The sequence below is a fragment of the Micromonospora sp. NPDC005806 genome (assembly GCF_042871425.1).
In the GTDB taxonomy this organism is placed as follows: Bacteria; Actinomycetota; Actinomycetes; order Mycobacteriales; family Micromonosporaceae; genus Micromonospora.
On sequence record NZ_JBIAIL010000003.1, the window covers coordinates 1 to 18,268 of the forward strand.

Here is an 18,268-nt window from a genome sequence, read left to right on the forward strand (position 1 = left end):
GCCGGGGGGGGTTTAATGGCCGGCCTTTCGGGTGTGGGGGGGGGGGGGGGGGCGGGGGGGGGCGGCCCGCCCCCCCCCGCCCCCCCCGGGGCCCCGGGGGGGGGGGGGGGCCGGGGGGGGCCCCCCCCGCTTCCATATCCCGACCTGCCCTGACCTGAGGAGCGAGAGATGCCCGAGCTGACCTGCACCGAGCGCCTTGTGATCCCGACCTTCAACGCCGAGTTCGTGCCCGAGGAGGACGGCGGGCCGTGCACCGAGCCGGCGGTCGCCCGCCTGGTGACCGAGCACGACGGCGAGAAGTGCGGGGACGGCGGGCTGTGCCTGTTCGACCCGGAGGAGGGCGTGGAGCTGGCGCCGTACACGCAGGAGCAGCTGCTGTGCGCCAACCACCTGCACGAGCACGAGGCGGCGGTGGCCGAGCGCGGCGAGCTGGTGGGGGAGACGCTGACCCGCCTGTGACGACCGACGAGAGCCGCCCGGGACCCCCGGGCGGCCTCTACCCGTTGGAGGGAAACCGATGGAGAGCAAGAGGGTGCCGGACGTGCCGGCACTGCCGAGGCCGGCGGCACTGCCGCCCGACGGCGGCACTGCCGTCGCGGCTGCCGGGTAGGCCGGCGTGGTTCACGTGGAGAAGGTCGACGTGCCGGAGCGGCCGAGCAAGGGCGCGTGGGTGTCGGTGTGGCTGGCGTTCGGTGCCGGCATCGCGGCATCGCTGGCGGCGAACATCGCGCACGCCGGGACCGGTGGCGTGGCGCGTGCCGTTGCCGGGTGGGCGCCGCTGGCGCTGCTGCTGTGCTCGGAGGTGATGACGCGGGTGCCGCCACCGCGGCACAAGTGGCTGCGGCGCGTGCAGGTCGTCAGCACGGTGATCGTCGCCGGGGTCGCCGCGCTGGCCAGCTACCGGCACATGAAGGGCCTGGCCCTGGAGTACGGCGAGGACGGCCTGACGGCGAGCACGCTGCCACTGTCGGTCGACGGCCTGGTGGTCGTGGCGTCGATCGGGCTGGTGGTGCTGTCGCAGCAGCGGCGGGAGGCGGACGCCGCCGCGCGTGCCGCCGCCCTGGCGGCTGCCGCCGAGCGGGAGGCGTACCTGAGTTCCGTGGTCGCGCCGCCGCCCCCGGTGCCGGTGCCGCCGGCCGCCGCCGAGCCAGTGCCGCTGCCGGAGCCGGACCCGCTGCCGGAGCCGCAGCCGATGCCGGAGCTGGTGCCGCTGCCGCAGTCGGTGCCGCTGCTGGAGCCGGAGCCGGACCCGGAGCCGGTGCCGCTGCCGGAGCCGGACCCGGAGCCCGAGCCGGTGCCGGTGCCGCATTCGGCGCGGGTGCCGCTGCCGTCGCTGGACGTGGTGGTGCCGCCGGAGCCGTGGCCGGCCCAGCCGCCGCTGCCGCTGCCGCCGCCGGACCCGGCGCCGGTGCCGGACGCGGCGACCGAGGAGCTGTGGGCTGCCGCCCGGAAGAGGTGGCGGGACTCCGCGGCCGCCGGCGAGCCGCTGACGGGGCAGGCCCTCGGCCAGAAGTTCGGCCGGGGCGAGAGATGGGGCCGGCAGCGCATCGCCGAAGCGAAGGCGGAGCTCCAGGCCGGGAAGGAGGCCGGCGGCGACGTCGCCGGCGACAGCGACCAGCAGGAAGCCCGGGTGCCGGTCGGCGCCGGGGTCGCGTAGAGGAGGAGAGACAGATGGTGTCGATGGCGATGATCGCGGCCGAGCGGGCGGCGCAGTTCCCCGGCAACCCGTACGCCTGGGTGCTGACCCGGGACCGGGCCTGCGAGCTGGGCGGCATGTTCGAGTCGGAGGTGGGAACGTCCGGTCCCCGGCAGGCCACCGCGGAGATGGTCGAGCGGGCCCGGACCGAGGGCCGGCAGTTCCGGATGCTCGACGAGGGCGACACCGACCAGGGCGCGATCGAGGAAGGGAAGGACGTCGACCCGGCGGAGCGCGGCGTGGTGTACGAGGGGCTGATCTGGACCGAAGCGGAGCCCGGCGGCGACGCGGACTTCGGGCCGCTGGACGACTTCGGGCAGCCGAACTGGGGCTGCGTCGAGATCCAGTACCGCGAGGGCGACCGCTGGGTTTCGCTGTAGTGGCGAGCCGTCCGGTCGCGATGGTTGAATGTGACCGGTCTCGTCCCGCGATGCCGTGCGGTGAGCGGGGCCGGTCAGGGGAGCCGTCGGGGGACAGCAAGACCTGATCGGGCCCGCTCCCAGCCAAGAGCCCGGGCCTCCAATAGGGGGTTCCGGGCTCTTTGTGTCCGGAGTTGTCCGACTTGCCTGTGAGGTTACGGTGTCCGGAAGGCGACAACTGCCCCGCGTAACTCATAGGTACCCGTAGGTAGCACGGTGCCATGAGGCACTGCTAACTTATAGGCCGGTCGAGTTCAGGCCGGCCAAAGCGCGTGCTGGGGGTCAGGATGCGGTGCTACGGGTACGACGAGACAGGACGGGAGATCATCGATGCTGAGGCGTCGGTGATCCGTGACGTCGTGAAGCGAGTGCTCGACGGGGAGAGTATGCGATCAACCGTCGCCGATCTACGGGCACGGGAGATCATGACGTCCGCCGGGCGGCCCTGGACCCAGCAGTCGCTGTCGCGGCTGCTGCGCAACCCGCGGCTGGCCGGCTTGAAGACGTACCTCGGCGAGGTGGTCGGCAAGGGCGAGTGGCCGCCGATCATCGACGAGGCCACGCACGGCCGGCTCCTGGAGCTGCTGGACGCCCCGGAGCGCAAGCAGCCGCATGCGACGAACGTGCGGAAGTACCTGCTGTCTGGCGGGTTCCTGGTGTGCGGCTACCCGCTGCCCGACGAGAACGGGCCCGGCACGCACATCGACGGGAAGCCGCTCTACACGCAGCCGAGCAACAGCGGCAAGCGCGGGTACGTCTGCCGGGCCGGCAGCCCCAGCTACGGGTGCGGGCGCATCCGGATCGCGGCGGAGAGCCTGGAGGAGGAGGTCGCCGCCCGGGCCCTGGCGCGACTGGCCTCGCCGAAGGTGCGGGCCCGGCTGGAGCGCGCCGTGGGCTCGGCGATGAACGGCGCGGCGCCGATGCAGGCGGTGCTGCAGGCGATCGAGGACCGGCTGGCCGAGGCCGGCCAGGCGTACGCCAAGCGGGAGATCAGCCTGGTGACGCTGACGGCGATCGAGGCCGAGGCGAAGCGCGAGCAGAAGCAGCTGCGCGAGCGGCTGGCCCAGGCGGAGCGGTTGCAGGCGCTGCCGGCGACGACGCCGGAGGGCCTGGCGGAGTGGTGGGTCGACGCGCCGCTGGAGCGGCGCCGGGAGCTGCTGGCGCTGGTGCTGGACCGGATCATCGTGAAGCCGGCGACCCGTGCGGGCGCGACGCAGCTCGACGTCGACCGGCTGGAGTTCGTCTGGAAGTAAGGGGCACACACTGGCCCCCACCGTTATATCGGTGCGCCGCGTCTCCGTGTAACAACGGGTTGCCGCGTGGCGCGTGAAAAGTATTTGCGAAGCCGAGTTCGGCCCTGTTGCGTCCGGCCACGGTCCGCATAGGATCGGTGACATTGATCTTTAAGGCTGCCTTAGCCGCCTGCTGGCCTGTGGGGTCGCAGTGGGATGGTTGGTGCATCGAGACGGATGACGGGGGGGCTGAGACGTTGTACCGAGAGCGCGAGATCGATGTCCAGAAGCTGGCGGCGAGGATCGAGGCGGAGCTGGAGTCGGGCCGGGCGGACGACGCCGACCTGAGCGACGAGCAGGCGGAGAAGGTGGCGGCCGTGCTGCGGCCGGAGACGCCGGTCGAGCTGCTGTCGAGAGTGGTGGGTCGGGCGGTGCGGCAGACGGTGCGGACGGCTCAGCTGGTGGCCGCCGGCCCCCTGGTCCCGACGCTCTTCGCCGCAGTGGGCTCGGCGATGGCATCGTGATGCGCTCCACGGTAGAGCGTACATAAAATATTGACGGCAAGATCGTCTTTTGACTACAATGAATGTGTACCGCTTGGTGCGACCCGTTCACTGTGGAGGAAGACGATGGTTGCGAGTGTGACTGCTGCGAAGAAGCCGGCGAAGCCGGTCCTGCGGACGATCCCCGTCGGGAAGATCGAGGCGGACCCGGACCAGCCGCGCAAGCAGTTCACCGAGGAGGAGCTGGCCGAGCTGGCGGCCTCGATGAAGAAGCTCGGCCAGCTCCAGCCGGTCGCCGTGCGGAAGCTGGCGAAGGCGGGCACCTACCGCCTGGTCGTCGGCGAGCGGCGCTGGCGGGCCGCCCAGCAGGGCGGCATCGAGGACCTGGCCGCGATGGTCTGGGAGATGGACGACGAGGCGGCGTTCATCGCGCAGGTGGCGGAGAACGTCAACCGGCAGGACATGACGCCGATGGAGGAGGCCGCGGCGTACGCGCGCCTCGCGGACGCCGGCTGGGAGGTCGAGGCGATCGCCGAGCTGTTCGGCAAGAGCCAGCCGTACATCGGCTGGCGGATCGACCTGCTCGGGCTGATCGACGACGCGAAGCAGCTCGTGGCGAAGGGCCAGCTGCAGGTGGGCGTCGCCTGGTACGTGTGCCGGCTGTCCGCCGACCAGCAGCGGCGGTTCCTGGTGAAGTGGGCGCGGGGCGAGTTCTCGTCGGCGCGGGACGCGGAGGCGTTCGCGAAGGCGTGCAAGGCGGCCGAGGAGCAGGGCGGGTTCTTCCAGCTCGACGAGGCCGAGCACAGCGAGGAAGAGCAGGAGAAGGTGGTGGCCGCGCGGAAGAAGGTGGTCAGCAAGATCGACCGCCTGGCGGCGGCCGGCGAGATCCTGGCCGAGCTGGCGCAGCTGGACGAGGTGGAGCTGGCGAAGCTGCTCGCCGGCGCCGAGGGCGGCGTGGCCGCGTACCGGCAGCGCGTCGACCACCTGCGCACGGCGGCGGGGAAGGTGTCGGCGAAGCTGCGCAAGGCGCAGGCGATCGCGGCGTCGGCCAAGGTGGAGCTGGACCCGGAGGTCGTGGTGGAGGTGCCGGCCGAGCTGGTCGACGTGTCGTCGACCGGGCCGATCAAGGTGGACCCGAACTGCACCTGGGAGGGCCATGAGAACGCGGTGGAGGAGGCCGGCTTCTGCCCGGTGTGCCAGCACTGATCGGCGAGAGTGGACGCCCCGCGGGCTGACCCGCGGGGCGTTCCTCGTCCCGGCGCAGCCTGTGCGGGCGCGGTGGGAGTGCGTATGCTCCGGGCGTGGACGTCTGTTCGCGTGGAGCGCACTGATGCCGGTGCTCGGGCCGATCGACCTGACGCCGTGCGGGATCTGCCGGCGAGCCCGGGTGCGGGCCCGCCGAGGCGACCGCGACCCGGTGGTGCTGTGCCTGGCCTGCGACGGCGGGCCCCTGGTCGAGAAGGCCCGGCGGGTGCTCTCCGAAGACCAGCGGCGGGCTCTGAACCTGTGAGGCGGCGTCGCCGTGGCCGCCAGCTGTACGGTCGCAGTTTGACTGTGCGTGGTCTGTCCGATACAATGTTTATGTACAACCCTCGGCTGTTGGAGGCGATCGGTGCGAGGCAGGTGGTCAGGGTCCTGTGGGCGTGGCCGCTGCCGTCCGGGCCGGCCCGCCTGCGGCAGGCGATGCGGCGAGCGCAGGCCGAGCTGTACCGGCAGGCGCGGATGCTGAACGCGGTCCCGCTCGGACCGGCGGCCTTCCGGGTCGCCCGACGAGCGGTGTTCGACACCCACGCCGGTCCGGCGCTCGTCGCGGAAGTCAGGGCAGCCCAGCTGCCGAAACCGAACGGAGAGGGGACAACTGTGCCCGCAAGCTGTACGGCCGCAATGCTCGACTGCGGCCTCCGATGCCGGCGAGGTGAGGCGCGATGAGCCTCACCGCCCAGCAGGAAGAGCAGGCCCGCAAGGTGAAGGCGGCCCTGCCGGGCTACCTGGCAGTGCGGGAGACGGCGGCCGCCGTGCTCCTCGCGGCCGGGAAGGACATCGGGCTGCGCCTCGACGAGCGCGACGCCCGGGACCTGGCCGAGGCCGTGGTCGACGCGATCCACAAGGGCGCCGAGGTGCGCGGGATCTCGTTCGCCTGCGACGTCGCCGACATGGAGCTGGCCGCCCACGACCGGTACCTGCTCCCACGGTCGAAGGCGGAGGCCGCAGCCGGCGACCCGATGGCCCGCAAGGTGCTGCACGACCTGGAGATGTACGTCGACGGCGCGAAGAAGCTGCGTGACGAGCTGGTCGAGCGGCTGGCGCGGGTCGGCGGGCAGTGGATGGCCGAGCGGCAGAAGGTCGTCGCGGTCGTGCCGATGCCGACCCCCGACAAGGGGCAGCACCGGGCGAAGGCGGCGGCGTGACCGCGCTCGCCGTCCAGGTGCCGCAGCTCGACCCGGAGCAGGCCGCCAAGATCCGGGCGGCGTGGGAGCAGCTGGGCCGCCAGCTCGCCGAGCAGTTCAAGCCGCTGCAAGAGGCGTTCCGGCAGCTCGGCATCGCCGTGCGGCGCGCTCTCGCGGCTCTCGCACCGCTGGTCCGCCTGGCGGACCAGCGCCGGGCGCGGCTGCGGGCGATGCACACGGAGTACCGGCGGCGGCTGCGGCACCGGCGGCGGCGGGCCCGGTAGTGGCCGAGCAGGAGACGGCGCGGGACCGGGCTCTGGCCCGGGCCCGCGCCACCCGGCGCGAGACGGGCGCTGACCTGCCGCCGCGCCGGGGCCGGCCGATGGTGACCCGGCCGCCGGCGGACGCCCCGCCGGTGGATGACCGGGTGGCAACCCTGGCCACGGCGTACCTCGTCGACGGCTACACGGCCGACGAGGTGGCCGAACGGCTCGGGGTCGACCGCGGATGGTGCCGGGGGATCGCCGCCCGGCTGCGAGGGAGGAGGTAGCCGATGCCTGACCAGGTGGCGGCCAGCCCCGACGAAGAGCCCGTGGAGTGCGAGGACTGCGGACGTCCGCTGCGGACGAAGCGGGCTCGCGCCGAGCGGGTCGGACCGAAGTGCCGCATCAAGCGGCTGCTGGCGTTGGGAGGAGCAGCGTGACCGCGATCCTCAGGTTCCGGGGCGGGGTCTACACGCCGCTGGTGCAGGCGAAGGCGGTCCTGCCGCTGCCGCCGCTGCCGGACGGCGAGGCGGTCGACGTCGCCCACGGCGACGGGATCGCGGAGCTGGAGCTGCTGACGATCACGGGTCCGCCGTCGGTGGTCGCGTCCGCTGTGGACGCGCTGGGCGCCTACCTGGACGAGCTGGTGCCGGCGATGGCCCAGCTCTACGACGAGTCCACGCCTCAACATGGAGGTTGAGTTGCAGCTGTTCACGAACCGCTACCAGCGGTTCAAGCCCGAGCAGGGCGCGCCCGTCCGGTCGACGGTCGGGGCGCCCAGGTTCCCGCTCCCGTACGACCTGGCCGGGTACGCCCGGCTCCTCGCGCCGAGCTACGCGATGTTGAAGATGGCGCAGGGGCCGTACCGGCACATCTACCTGGAGCGGATGGAAGCAGCCGGCGTGGATCTGATCTCCGAGCAGTTCGCGGAGATCGCCGACGCGGCCGGCACCGACCGGCTGGTCCTGCTGTGCTTCTGCGACCTGAACGTGCCGCCACCGGACAACTGGTGCCACCGGCGCATGTTCGCCGCCTGGTGGGAAGACCAGACCGGCCAGGAAGTGCGCGAGCTGGACCGGCGGCGCGAGACGCCGGCCGCGACCCTGTTCTGACGACGAAGGAGTTCACGTGGAACTGACTCTGGAGAAGCCACCGGAGGCGGGCGTGCCGCTCGACCTCAACCCGGAGCTGGAGCCCGGCGCGTCCGGGTACTTCGCGGGGGAGTGGCTGGAGTACCCGTACGACGGCGGCCGCCGGTTCGAGTCGGCGTACACCGGCACGCTGGTCCGGCGCTGGAACGGCTGGGCGGTGTGGTCCTGCACCCGCGACGTCGCCGCCGCAGTGGTGACCGACGAGGAGACCGCCCGCCGGCACTGGCGGGCGGTGTACGAGGCGCAGGGCATGACCGAGCCGAGGCTGAGCCGGACGCTCGACGCCGACGTGCCGGAGATGCGGTGGGACGGCGACGTGATCGTGGTCGACCGCCGCTACGCCGGCGAGGAGGAGCCGGAGCTGCGCATCGAGCCGGACGAGCACGGCCGGTACGTTGTGATGGGCGGGATCTGGCCGTGGGAAGAGGTGCCGGTCGACGGGGCCGACACGGTGCACGGGGTCGCTGAGCGACCGTAGCCGTACAGCTGGGGGCCGGTCCGTTGGGCCGGCCCCTTCGCAGATGGGCAAGATCAACGGTGTTCCCGGCGGGAACACGGGCGGGAACAGAGGGCCACAAGCGGCTACAAGGGAGCACGAGTAGACACACGCTGAGCAGGGCCGATAGAATTGGCCCTGGTCAGGAGGTCGGAGGTGCGGGGTTCAAGTCCCCCCTCGGACACGATCTTGAGAACCACGATAACAGGCCGCTGAGCTGGGCGAATCCAGCAAGGCGGCCTTCGTCGTTTCCGGGGTGCACCCCGCGCCGGGAACATCTCGGGAACATGGGTTCCCGGGTGACCTGTCGGGTTCCAAAACCCTGCCACTTGTCCTGGGCTGGGCTTCTATGCGGCTCGTTCATACTCAGTGATCAGCCCGCCGAGGACGGGCCGGCGTTTGATCCGTTCGTGGGTCAGGTCAACGACGGGACGGTCGGAGCGCGGGGGCTGCAACTGCAGGGCTCGGTGTGGGCGCCGCCGGTTGTAGTGACGGGCGTATCCATCGAGCGTGCGGCGCAGATGCCGCTGGCCGAAGATGAGCATTCGGTCTGTGGCCTCGCTTCGGACGGTGCCGACGAACCGTTCCGCGTAGGCGTTCGCTCGTGGGCTTTGCGGTGGGATTTTGCAGACCGTGACGCCGGCGTCGGTCAGCACGCTGTCGATGGTGTCGGTGAACTGCCCGGCCCGGTCCCGGATCAGGAATCTGAACTGATCGGCGCGCTCGCCGAGGTCCATGAGCAGATTTCTGGCCTGCTGGGCGGTCCACGGCCCGTCCGGGTTGGTGGTGACGCCGAGGATGTGCACGTACCGGCTACCGACCTCGAGGACGAAGAACACGTACAAGCGTTTCAGGGTGAGCGCGCAGTCCACGTGGAAGAAGTCGCAGGCGAGCATGGTCGACGCTTGGGTGCGCAGGAATCGTCGCCACGTGGTGTGGTTGCGGCGGACCGGTGTTGGTGGGATGCGCGGAGGGCGACCAGCCGCCGATGCCAGCGAAGGACCGTGGCTGGGGTGACGAGGCGATGGGCTGGCGATCCGGCAGAACACGAGGTAGATCAGGCGGAGCGACACGAGTAACGATGGTGCCCGCATCCCCTGTCGGGCACCACATCTGGCCAGGCCAGCCACGATGACCGGGTTTTGGAACCCCGCAAGGGCGATTGACCTCGGACCGAGACGGGTTCATTCAGCACGTCCATCGATCCCACCATGCAACGGCGCCTTTGCGAGCCCGACAGGTTCAGCGGTCAGACCGTGAAGTCGACGCCCTGCGCCAGGGGAAGCTCACCGGAGAAGTTGACCGTGTTGGTCGCCCGGCGCATATAGCTCTTCCAAGCGTCCGAGCCCGACTCGCGGCCGCCGCCGGTCTCCTTCTCGCCGCCGAAGGCGCCACCGATCTCAGCGCCCGAGGTGCCGATGTTGACGTTGACAATCCCACAGTCGGAGCCGTCCGCGGAGATGAACCGCTCGGCCTCCCGTTGGTCGTTGGTGAAGATGCTCGATGACAGGCCTTGGGGCACCGCGTTGTTCATCTCGATTGCCTCGTCCAGGCTCTCGTACGGCATAACGTACAGGATCGGCGCGAACGTTTCCTGCCGGACGATGTCGGTCTGCTCGCCAACGCGCACGATCGCCGGCTCGGCGTAGTACGCGTTGGGGGCCTGGTCTTCGAAGCGACGCCCACGGCCAACCAGTACCGCGCCACCCTGCTGGGTGGCGGCTGCCAGGGCGTTGCTCATGTTCTTGTACGCGGAGTCACTGATCAGCGGGCCGACCAGCGTTCCCGCCCCCAGCGGATTGCCGATGGGCAGTCGGTTGTACGCCTCGGAGACCTTCTCGACGAGCCGGTCGATGACGGAGGTGTGTGCGATGACCCGGCGCATCGTCGTACACCGCTGCCCGGCGGTGCCTGCGGCCGCGAAGACGATGCCGCGGGTGGTCAGGTCGAGGTCGGCCGAGGGCGCGACGATGGCGGCGTTGTTGCCACCCAACTCAAGCAGGACACGTCCGAAGCGGTCGGCGACCCGCGGTCCGACCGAGCGGCCCATGCGGGTTGAACCGGTGGCGCTCAGCAGTGCCACGCCCGATTGGTCGACGAGCGCCTGCCCGACGTCCGCGCCGCCGATCAGCACCTGGCTGAGGTGCGTCGGCGCCCCCAGCTCCGTGATGGCCCGGTTGAGCAGGGCGCCGCACGCGGCGGAGGTGAGCGGGGTGATCTCCGACGGCTTCCAGACGACAGGATCGCCGCAGACGAGGGCGACCGCCGTATTCCACGACCAGACGGCGGCGGGGAAGTTGAAGGCGCTGATGACGCCCACGACGCCGAGCGGGTGCCAGGTCTCCAGGAGGCGGTGACCGGGCCGCTCGGAGGTCATCGTCCGGCCGTACAGCTGCCGGGAGAGGCCCACGGCGAAGTCGCAGATGTCGATCATCTCCTGGACTTCGCCGAGCGCCTCCGAAGCAATCTTGCCGACCTCGAGGCTGATGAGCGCAGCGAGGTGGCTCTTGTGCTCGGTCAGCAGCTCGCCGAACCGTTTGACCAGGGCGCCGCGGACCGGTGCCGGTACGGTACGCCACGCGAGGAACGCCTCCTGGGCGCGCTCGACGGCGAGATCGACGGCCTTCGCGTCCACCCACCCGACCGAGAGCAGGCTCTCACCATTGATGGGCGATGTCGTCTTAACGTCGCCGGCGATCGCCGCCAGGTCCACTCCGCACCGCTGTGCGGTGGTACGGGCAAGCTCGGCGAGTTCCTCGGCACGGGGAATCGGGGTTGGCCTCGATGCCATGAATGTCTCCCTGTACTGGTCTTGAGCGCGTGCGCGCGGGCGGTCAGACGATGTTCAGTTCGGGTCGGATCTCGGCGTCGGCGAACCTGCCGGCATGCAGCCCGCTGACGTCGACGAAGGGCTGCCGACCCAGGTAGAGGTCCCTCATGACCTCCCCGACGGCCGGACCCATCAGGAAGCCGTGGCCGGAGAAACCGGTGGCGTACAGGAACCGTCTCACCTCGGCCGCCTCTCCGATAAGGGCGTTGTGGTCGGGAGTCATCTCGTACAGGCCGGCCCAGCCGCTGGCGATGCCCACGTCTGACAGTGCCGGGGTGCGGCGCGCTATCGCCTTGCCCAGCCCCGGCAGCCAACTATCGGAGCGGGTCAGCTTGAACCCGGGGGTCTCGTCGGGGTCGGACATCCCGAGCAGCAGCCCTCTGCCCTCACAGTGGAAGTAGAGGCTGGTACCGAAGTCGATGGTGAACGGGGTGGCGGCATCGAGGCCGGGGATCGGCTCCGTGATGAGGATCTGTCGGCGCAGGGGGGATACCGGCAGGTCGACGCCGACCCATTCGCCGATCTGGCGTGACCACGCGCCGGTCGTGCAGATGACCGTGTCGGTCTCGATCCGGCCGCCCTCCGTGTTAACCGCGACGATCCGATCGCCGTCGGTCTCTATGCCGATGGCGGCGCAGCTCGTGATCAGTTTCGCGCCGTTACGGCGGGCGGCGGAGGCGTATCCGAGGACGACCGACTCGGGGGTGCAGTGCCCGTCGGTGGGGGCGTACACGGCGCCGAGCAGGCCCTCGGTGGAGATCAGCGGGGACATCCGCTTCGCCTCGTCGACCGGGATCATTCGACTGGGTACGCCGAGTCCGTTCTGCAGCGCGACGTTGCGCTCGAACGTGGCCACGCTCTCGGGGGAGTCGAGCAGGAACAGGTAGCCCACCTGGTGCAGGTCGATCTCCTGCTCGAAGCGCTCCCGGAAATGCCTGAACATCTCTAGGCTGCGGAGCCCGAGTGCGATGTTGATCCGGTCGGAGAACTGGGCGCGTACCCCGCCGGCGGCCTTGCTGGTGGAGCCGGCGCCCAGCGCCTCCTTCTCCAGGAGTGCGACGTCGCATACGCCCGCCGCGGCCAGGTTGTACGCGGTGCTGACGCCCATGACACCGCCTCCGATGATCACCACCGACGCCTTCGACGGTAGTTCGCGACCGGTTCGCGTCATCGTTCCTCGCTCTCAAAACGACCCTGGGTTGGCGGAATGAGCAGCTATCGCCCAGCGGGTTGCCCGCCGTTGCGGTGGGGGATGAGGCCGGCGAGGCGGCCGAGCTTGATGCTCAGGTGCAGGGCCAGCCGATCGAGCCCGTCGTGCAGGTGGAGGCCGGACACGGTCTCCACTTTGCGGAGGCGGTGGTAGACCGTTCCGCGGTGCACGTTGAGGAAGGCGGACGTGCACTTCATGTCGCAACCGCTATCGAGGTAGGCCTCGAGCGTCGGCAGCAGGCTGGGGTCACCGGCGTCCATGATGGACCGTACGACGGAGGCGGCCAGCGCACCGACCTGGTCGGTGGGGATGCAGACCAGCGCCCGGAAGGCGCCCAGGCGGCCCCATTCGGCGACCGGCCCCAGCTCGGGTAGCGACTCCGCGACGCGCGCCGCAAGTTTGGCCTGGCGGTAGGCTGCGTGGACCTCGACGAGTTCGGTCTGCGGGTCGCTGATGCCAGCGACGACGGTCGACAGCGGCGGGTGCGTGGTGTTCAGGTAGACCCGGCGCAGCCGCGCCGCCGCCGACCGTGCGGGCTGGAGATCGCCGGACCGGGGCAGCGGTACGAGGAGCACGGTGTGGTTCGACTCGACGACCCGCAAGACGGCCCGTGGCAGGGCGTCTGTGCCGACGTCCCACAGAACCGTCTCGAGGTCGTCGGGGGTCGCCTCGGCGGCCGGATGCGCAAGTACGACCGCGGCCACCGGCGAGCGGGGCGGGATGATGCCGGCCTCCAACAGCTCAGCTGCTGCCCGCTGCCGTACGTCGAGCGGCGCGGCGACCAGGTCGGACAATCGGCTTGCGTCAACATGGCGGGCGCGTTGCATGGCGTGCAGCAGCCGGCCGATCTCCGCGCCGACGTCTGCGACGTGCTGGAGCTGATGATCGGTCAGCACCTGCCCGTTGTCGAGAATCCATAGGTAGCCGTAGGTGAGGTTGTGCCAGCGGGTTGGCACGGCCACCCGGCTCCACATGCCCTGATCCGGGTCGGCGGGGATCCGCAACGGACCGATGGCGGAGAAGACGCCGCTGCGCTCCAGTAGCGCGCGGGCCTGGTGGGGAGTGCGGCGCAGTAGCAGACTCTCCCGTCGGATCCAGTCGATCTCGCCGCCGTGCGGGCCGAACACGATCGAGTCCAGCCGTACGTCAGTCAGCTGTATCGGCAGCCCCACGTATTCCGTGAGGTCATCGACGATCCGCTGGAGATCAGAGTGCACGAGGACTCCCAGGCATCGACCAGCCGCCGTTTGGGTATCCATCGATTTTGAACAATCGTCGAAAAGATCGGGAGTCTTCGACGGTTGCGGAACGATAAACGGCACGATCGGCTGGTCGCTACCAACACGTTATCCAGGGAAAACGGTGCGAAGGTGCAGGTCGGGCACGGTACCTCGACAGATGTTCAACGCCGGGTGTGCTGACCACGACAATCGTCCATCGCCGCGCGGGCCGGTCGCGCCTACGGTCGTCGCCACGATCGAGGTCGGTACAGCCGGGCTCGGGGAGGGGCCCGGAGGCCTACCGCGGCTTCGCCGACCCCAGTCGCAGTTACGACGAGGGAGAGGAGCTCCGGATGGCCAGACATGTCAACGTACTCGCGGGTCTGGTGGTCGTCGCGATGGCCGCTGGGGCGTGCGGGGGAGACCCGGGCGGCACGGGTACCAGCGCCGGCGCGGCGAAGAACGTCGTCGTCGGCGTGGACCTGCCGTTCCAGGGCGCGTCCAAGGACGCCTCCGACGCCACGTGGAACGCCATGCAGCTCTACCTGGAGCAGCAGGGCGGCAAGGCCGGCAAGCACACCGTGACACTAAAGAAGTACGACGACTCCACGGCGGCCAAGGGCGCGTGGGACGACGCCACCTGCGCCAAGAACGCGCAGGACCACGTCGCGAACGCCAACGAGGTCGCGGTCATGGGCACCTACAACTCCGGCTGCGCCAAGATCGAGGCTCCGGTGCTGAACGCGGACTCGACGGGACCGCTGCTGATGATCTCGCACGCGAACACCAACCCCGGCCTGACGAAGAAGTGGGACCCGGGCGAGCCGGAGAAATTCTTCCCAAGCGGCAAGCGGAACTACGGTCGGGTCATCACCACCGATGACTATCAGGGTGCCGCGGCCGCGCAGTTCGTCGCCAAGGATCTTCAGCTCAAGAAGTGCTACGTGCTCAATGACAACGAGACGTACGGCCAGGGCGTGGCCAAGACGTTCGCGGACGAGGCGAAGAAGCAGGGTATCGAGGTCGTTGGCGAGCAGGCCTGGGACAAGGCCCAGCCGAACTACGTGGCGCTGTTCCAGCAGGTCAAGTCGAAGAACCCAGACTGCGTCTACTTCGGCGGCATCTACGACAACAACGGCGGCCAACTGGTCAAGGACAAGGTCAAGGTCCTCGGCCCGAACAGCGGCCCGGTGAAGCTGCTCGGTCCCGACGGCTTCACGGGCTACACCGACCTGCAGAAGCTCGCCGAGGGCCAGGGCATGTACCTGACGTTCGCCGGCCTGGACACGGCGCAGCTGCGGGCGGCCGGCGGCGCCGCAGCCACCTTCCTCGACGCTTACAAGGCCAAGTACAGCTCCGACCCGGTTACCAGCTATGCGCTGTACGGCGTGATGGCGCTGCAGGTGATCCTCGCCGCCATCGAGAAGTCCGACGGCACCCGCAAGGGCGTTCGGGACGCGGTGTTCGAGGGCTCCGGCATCTCCATTCCGGCAAGCAAGGCGGTGCTCGGCAAGGACCTGGCGATCGACCCGAAGAGCGGCGACGCCAGCGCCCGCGACATCTCGGTTTTGATCATGAAGGGCAACAAGGAGACGTTCCACAAGGCCTGGCCTGTCACCTCCTGAGCCGCCGCTATCAGGGTGTGGCGCGCCGAGGCCGGCGCGCCACACCACCGGACGCTCTACCCACCGCCGCACAGGGAGCCCCATGACCCCGACCACCCTCGCCCGGACCGCCATCCGTCCCCCGCTGTCCCGGCGGGCGGTCATCGAGCGCTCGGCTGCCACCTTGATCCTCGTCGCCGTGGCGATGTGGCTTCTCGCCAACGTCGTAGAGTCGCCGGGCCAGTTCTTCTCTGCCGCCGTTGCCGGGCTCAACAACGGTGCGCTCTACGCGCTCATTGCGCTGGGCTACACGATGGTGTACGGCATCATCCAGCTGATCAACTTCGCCCACGGGGACTTGTTCATGCTGGGCACGCTCTTCAGCGGCTTCCTGCTCACGACCGTCATGGGGCAGCGGGAGTCCAACGTGGTGGCCTGGCTGCTCTTTCTGGTCACCCTGCTCGCCACGATGGCCTTCTGCGGCACGCTCAACGTAGTGATCGAGTTTCTCGCCTACCGCCGCCTGCGTCGTGCACCCAGGCTCGCCCCCCTCATCACGGCGGTGGGCATGAGCTTCGTGCTTCAGCAGATCGGCCTGCTCTGGAATGGTTCGGGCCAGAGGCAGTGGCCAAGCGTCCTACCGTCGGGCGCTATCCACATCGGCGCTGTCCAGATCGACTACAAGTTCCTCATCATCATCGTCCTCACGGTGCCGCTGCTGCTGCTGATGAGCTCGCTGGTCACGAGGACCAAGCAGGGGAAGGCGATGCGGGCGACATCGCAGGACCAGGACGCCAGCCGGCTGATGGGCATCAGCGTGAACTCGACGATCTCTTTCACGTTCCTCCTTGGCGGGGCGCTGGCCGGGGCGGCCGGTGTCATGTACCAGCAGACGATCGCCTCGACCCGCTTCGACCTCGGCTTCCAGCTCGGGCTCATCGCATTCACTGCGGCGGTCCTCGGCGGCATCGGCAATCTGACTGGTGCTGTGCTCGGGGGCGTCCTGATCGGGCTGATCCAGGGCATCAACGATGGTGCGCCATACGGACTCGGGCAGAAGTGGTCGCAGACCGTCGTGTTCAGCATCCTGATCCTGCTGATGGTGTTTCGACCGGACGGCCTGCTCGGCCGCGCAACGGGGGAGTAGCCGTGGGATACGAACTGTCCAGGCCTGAGCCGACACCGCAGCGTCGACGCTGGGTGCCCGAGCATCTGCGGTGGCCGATCGGCTTCGCCCTCGCTGCACTGGCCGTGTTCTTCCTGCATTACTACGCCAGCAAACTCGGGGCCGACGGCTTCCTCCAGACCTGGCTCCCGCGCGCGTCGCTGAACGAGGCGCTCGTCTGGGTGATCTGCGCGCTCGGCCTCAACATCGTCGTCGGGTACGCCGGCCTGCTGGATCTCGGGTTTGTCGCGTTCTGGGCCATCGGCGGTTACACGGCCGCGTGGCTGATGTCGACGTTCTTCTATCAGACCCAGGTGCACCTGTTGGGGTCGGTGCCGACCAACCAGCCGGGCATCCATTTCAGCTTCTGGATGGTGCTCGTCGCCGGTGCGGCTCTGTGCTTCGTCTTCGGGGTCATCATCGGTGCACCCACCCTCCGGCTGCGCAGCGACTATCTCGCGCTCGTCACGCTCGGATTCGGCGAGATCATCCCACAGGTCTTCCGGAACGGAGACAACGTCTTCGGGTTCAACCTTTCCAACGGGGACAAGAGCATTACGCCGGTCGACCCGATCTACAGCGTCGCGATCGAGGCGAATGGTCTGAGCATCCGTAACCTCGGTCCGTTCGACCTGCTGTCTAAGTACCTGATCTTCGTCGCGCTCGCCGCGCTCATCATCTTCATCTCACTGCGGCTGCGGGAGGGCAAGCTCGGCCGGGCGTGGCTGGCGATCCGCGAGGACGAGGTGGCGGCGAGCGCCATGGGCGTGCCGCTCATGCGCACCAAGCTTGCGGCGTACGGCATCGGCGCGGTGGCCGGGGGCATCGGTGGGGTCGCGTACGCCACGCACGTGAATGGCGCCTTCGCGGGAACGTTCCGGTTCTCCATCTCCATCACGCTGCTCGCGATGGTCGTGCTCGGCGGCATGGGCAACGTCTGGGGCGTCACCCTCGGGGCGCTCATCCTCGCGTGGGTTAACTCGACCGGCCTACCGCAGTTCGGCAACGCCTTCAACGAACAGTTCGGCACCGAGATCAACTTTACCTCGTACAACTTCCTGATCTTCGGCGGCGCGCTGGTGTTGATGATGCTCTTCAAACGGGAGGGCTTCCTGCCGGAGTCCCGGACGCGACTGGTGCTGCGCGAGCACGAGAAGACCGCCGTGGGTCAGGAGGCGATCGAGGTCGACGAGCTCGACGAGCAGGTCGAGCGCGCGGCGGCCGGCGAGGGGGATGATCGACGGTGACTACGACGACCAGGACGACCGAGACCCGGACGGCACTGCGGGCCGAACACCTCACGGTCCGCTTCGGCGGCCTCGTGGCGGTGAACGACGTCAGCTTCACGGTGCCCGAGGGCGGGATCGTGAGCATGATCGGCCCTAATGGGGCCGGCAAGACGACCTTCTTCAACGTGCTCACCGGGCTCTACGAGCTGACCGCAGGCCGCGTTTACATCGGCGACCGCGACATCACCAACCTGGCACCGCACCGCATCGCCGCCCTTGGCGTTGGCCGGACGTTTCAGAACATCCGGCTGTTCGGACTGATGACCGCCGAGGAGAACGTCAAGGTGGCCATGCATTCCCACCTGCGCTCCGGGGTGACCGCGACGGTGCTGCACACCCCGAGGCAGCGCCGCGAGGAGCGCGAGGCGCGGGAAACGGCGCGGGAACTGCTCGACTTCGTGGGCATCGCCCGGGCCGCGGACGAGTACGCCCGCAACCTCTCCTACGGCGACCAGCGTCGGCTCGAGGTCGCGCGGGCGCTCGCGGTGCGGCCGAGCGTGTTGCTGCTCGACGAGCCGACGGCCGGGATGAACCCGCGGGAGTCCGCCCGGTTCACCGAGTTCGTCCACCGGGTGCGGGAGGCGAAGAAGCTGTCCGTGCTGCTCATCGAGCACGACATGAGCGTCGTGATGCGGGTTTCGGAACGGATCACCGTGCTCGACCACGGCGAGCGCATCGCGGAGGGCACACCGGAGCAGATCCGGTCCGACGCCCGCGTCATCGAGGCTTACCTGGGCAAGGCCGCCCGGGAGCGGAGGTTGTGACCATGCCGAACGCCTTCCACGCCGTCCCTGTCCCGGAGC

The 18,268-nt window shown here is 69.6% G+C and carries 22 protein-coding genes; 18 read left to right on the forward strand and 4 right to left on the reverse strand.

The features are described 5' to 3' along the window. Positions 1-168: 168 nt before the first annotated feature. The 14 genes from ACFYOS_RS04760 (at position 169) to ACFYOS_RS04825 (ending at position 8,129) form a co-directional block, all read left to right on the forward strand. Complete coding sequence (locus ACFYOS_RS04760) at positions 169-459, forward strand: hypothetical protein (RefSeq protein ID WP_387136059.1); 291 nt, start codon at positions 169-171, stop codon at positions 457-459. Positions 460-616: 157 nt separating this feature from the next. After that, entirely contained in the window at positions 617-1,657 is a 1,041-nt protein-coding gene (locus ACFYOS_RS04765; RefSeq protein ID WP_387136060.1) for a DUF2637 domain-containing protein, read from the forward strand. A 14-nt stretch (positions 1,658-1,671) separates the two neighbouring features. Further along, a complete protein-coding gene (locus ACFYOS_RS04770; RefSeq protein ID WP_387136061.1) occupies positions 1,672-2,076 on the forward strand; it encodes a hypothetical protein in 405 nt (134 codons plus the stop codon). A gap of 326 nt (positions 2,077-2,402) precedes the next feature. Continuing rightward, positions 2,403-3,368 carry a recombinase family protein gene (locus ACFYOS_RS04775; protein ID WP_387136062.1) on the forward strand — a complete coding sequence of 322 codons (966 nt, stop codon included), beginning with the start codon at positions 2,403-2,405 and terminating at the stop codon, positions 3,366-3,368. Positions 3,369-3,604: 236 nt separating this feature from the next. Beyond that, positions 3,605-3,871 (forward strand): hypothetical protein, encoded by a 267-nt coding sequence (locus tag ACFYOS_RS04780; protein ID WP_387136063.1) that lies wholly within the window; start codon positions 3,605-3,607, stop codon positions 3,869-3,871. A gap of 117 nt (positions 3,872-3,988) precedes the next feature. Continuing rightward, positions 3,989-5,056: a ParB/RepB/Spo0J family partition protein gene (locus ACFYOS_RS04785; protein WP_387136064.1), complete on the forward strand. Its 1,068-nt coding sequence runs from the start codon at positions 3,989-3,991 to the stop codon at positions 5,054-5,056. A 124-nt stretch (positions 5,057-5,180) separates the two neighbouring features. Then, a complete protein-coding gene (locus ACFYOS_RS04790; protein ID WP_387136065.1) occupies positions 5,181-5,360 on the forward strand; it encodes a hypothetical protein in 180 nt (59 codons plus the stop codon). 415 nt (positions 5,361-5,775) lie between these two features. Further along, positions 5,776-6,258 carry a hypothetical protein gene (locus ACFYOS_RS04795; RefSeq protein ID WP_387136066.1) on the forward strand — a complete coding sequence of 161 codons (483 nt, stop codon included), beginning with the start codon at positions 5,776-5,778 and terminating at the stop codon, positions 6,256-6,258. Then, on the forward strand, positions 6,255-6,521 hold the full coding sequence (locus tag ACFYOS_RS04800) for a hypothetical protein (protein WP_387136067.1): 267 nt from the start codon (positions 6,255-6,257) through the stop codon (positions 6,519-6,521). The genes ACFYOS_RS04795 and ACFYOS_RS04800 overlap by 4 nt, the downstream gene beginning before the upstream one ends. Next, complete coding sequence (locus ACFYOS_RS04805) at positions 6,521-6,787, forward strand: hypothetical protein (RefSeq protein WP_387136068.1); 267 nt, start codon at positions 6,521-6,523, stop codon at positions 6,785-6,787. Before ACFYOS_RS04800 ends, ACFYOS_RS04805 begins: the two co-directional genes overlap by 1 nt. A gap of 3 nt (positions 6,788-6,790) precedes the next feature. Further along, positions 6,791-6,940 carry a DUF6011 domain-containing protein gene (locus ACFYOS_RS04810; protein WP_387136069.1) on the forward strand — a complete coding sequence of 50 codons (150 nt, stop codon included), beginning with the start codon at positions 6,791-6,793 and terminating at the stop codon, positions 6,938-6,940. Next, entirely contained in the window at positions 6,937-7,200 is a 264-nt protein-coding gene (locus ACFYOS_RS04815) for a hypothetical protein (protein ID WP_387136070.1), read from the forward strand. The genes ACFYOS_RS04810 and ACFYOS_RS04815 overlap by 4 nt, the downstream gene beginning before the upstream one ends. A 1-nt stretch (position 7,201) precedes the next feature. Next, positions 7,202-7,612: a hypothetical protein gene (locus ACFYOS_RS04820; protein WP_387136071.1), complete on the forward strand. Its 411-nt coding sequence runs from the start codon at positions 7,202-7,204 to the stop codon at positions 7,610-7,612. A 16-nt stretch (positions 7,613-7,628) separates the two neighbouring features. After that, a complete protein-coding gene (locus ACFYOS_RS04825; RefSeq protein ID WP_387136072.1) occupies positions 7,629-8,129 on the forward strand; it encodes a hypothetical protein in 501 nt (166 codons plus the stop codon). Positions 8,130-8,494: 365 nt separating this feature from the next. On the opposite strand, the gene ACFYOS_RS04830 is transcribed toward ACFYOS_RS04825, so the two are convergent. The 4 genes from ACFYOS_RS04830 to ACFYOS_RS04845 form a co-directional block, all read right to left on the reverse strand. Further along, complete coding sequence (locus tag ACFYOS_RS04830) at positions 8,495-9,277, reverse strand: integrase core domain-containing protein (RefSeq protein WP_387136073.1); 783 nt, start codon at positions 9,275-9,277, stop codon at positions 8,495-8,497. 119 nt (positions 9,278-9,396) lie between these two features. Then, positions 9,397-10,938 (reverse strand): aldehyde dehydrogenase family protein, encoded by a 1,542-nt coding sequence (locus ACFYOS_RS04835; protein ID WP_387136074.1) that lies wholly within the window; start codon positions 10,936-10,938, stop codon positions 9,397-9,399. 43 nt (positions 10,939-10,981) lie between these two features. Beyond that, on the reverse strand, positions 10,982-12,148 hold the full coding sequence (locus tag ACFYOS_RS04840) for an NAD(P)/FAD-dependent oxidoreductase (RefSeq protein ID WP_387136075.1): 1,167 nt from the start codon (positions 12,146-12,148) through the stop codon (positions 10,982-10,984). 44 nt (positions 12,149-12,192) lie between these two features. After that, entirely contained in the window at positions 12,193-13,404 is a 1,212-nt protein-coding gene (locus ACFYOS_RS04845) for a PucR family transcriptional regulator (protein ID WP_387136076.1), read from the reverse strand. 356 nt (positions 13,405-13,760) lie between these two features. On the opposite strand from ACFYOS_RS04845, the gene ACFYOS_RS04850 reads away from it, so the two are divergent. From ACFYOS_RS04850 to ACFYOS_RS04865, 4 genes are all read left to right on the forward strand, one after another. After that, positions 13,761-15,032 (forward strand): branched-chain amino acid ABC transporter substrate-binding protein, encoded by a 1,272-nt coding sequence (locus ACFYOS_RS04850; protein ID WP_387136077.1) that lies wholly within the window; start codon positions 13,761-13,763, stop codon positions 15,030-15,032. Between the two features lie 82 nt (positions 15,033-15,114). Next, a complete protein-coding gene (locus ACFYOS_RS04855; protein ID WP_387136078.1) occupies positions 15,115-16,158 on the forward strand; it encodes a branched-chain amino acid ABC transporter permease in 1,044 nt (347 codons plus the stop codon). Then, positions 16,071-17,423 (forward strand): branched-chain amino acid ABC transporter permease, encoded by a 1,353-nt coding sequence (locus tag ACFYOS_RS04860; RefSeq protein WP_387136079.1) that lies wholly within the window; start codon positions 16,071-16,073, stop codon positions 17,421-17,423. The genes ACFYOS_RS04855 and ACFYOS_RS04860 overlap by 88 nt, the downstream gene beginning before the upstream one ends. Beyond that, positions 17,420-18,229 carry an ABC transporter ATP-binding protein gene (locus tag ACFYOS_RS04865; RefSeq protein ID WP_387136080.1) on the forward strand — a complete coding sequence of 270 codons (810 nt, stop codon included), beginning with the start codon at positions 17,420-17,422 and terminating at the stop codon, positions 18,227-18,229. The genes ACFYOS_RS04860 and ACFYOS_RS04865 overlap by 4 nt, the downstream gene beginning before the upstream one ends. The last annotated feature ends 39 nt before the right edge of the window (positions 18,230-18,268 follow it).

Excerpts from the sequence above, each read along its gene's own strand:
- ACFYOS_RS04855 (WP_387136078.1), top strand. The coding sequence starts at position 15,115 with ATGACCCCGACCACCCTCGCCCGGACCGCCATCCGTCCCCCGCTGTCC.
- ACFYOS_RS04835 (WP_387136074.1), bottom strand. The coding sequence starts at position 10,938 with ATGGCATCGAGGCCAACCCCGATTCCCCGTGCCGAGGAACTCGCCGAG.
- ACFYOS_RS04760 (WP_387136059.1), top strand. The coding sequence starts at position 169 with ATGCCCGAGCTGACCTGCACCGAGCGCCTTGTGATCCCGACCTTCAAC.
- ACFYOS_RS04775 (WP_387136062.1), top strand. The coding sequence starts at position 2,403 with ATGCGGTGCTACGGGTACGACGAGACAGGACGGGAGATCATCGATGCT.
- ACFYOS_RS04790 (WP_387136065.1), top strand. The coding sequence starts at position 5,181 with ATGCCGGTGCTCGGGCCGATCGACCTGACGCCGTGCGGGATCTGCCGG.
- ACFYOS_RS04810 (WP_387136069.1), top strand. The coding sequence starts at position 6,791 with ATGCCTGACCAGGTGGCGGCCAGCCCCGACGAAGAGCCCGTGGAGTGC.
- ACFYOS_RS04795 (WP_387136066.1), top strand. The coding sequence starts at position 5,776 with ATGAGCCTCACCGCCCAGCAGGAAGAGCAGGCCCGCAAGGTGAAGGCG.
- ACFYOS_RS04840 (WP_387136075.1), bottom strand. The coding sequence starts at position 12,148 with ATGACGCGAACCGGTCGCGAACTACCGTCGAAGGCGTCGGTGGTGATC.
- ACFYOS_RS04770 (WP_387136061.1), top strand. The coding sequence starts at position 1,672 with ATGGTGTCGATGGCGATGATCGCGGCCGAGCGGGCGGCGCAGTTCCCC.
- ACFYOS_RS04850 (WP_387136077.1), top strand. The coding sequence starts at position 13,761 with ATGGCCAGACATGTCAACGTACTCGCGGGTCTGGTGGTCGTCGCGATG.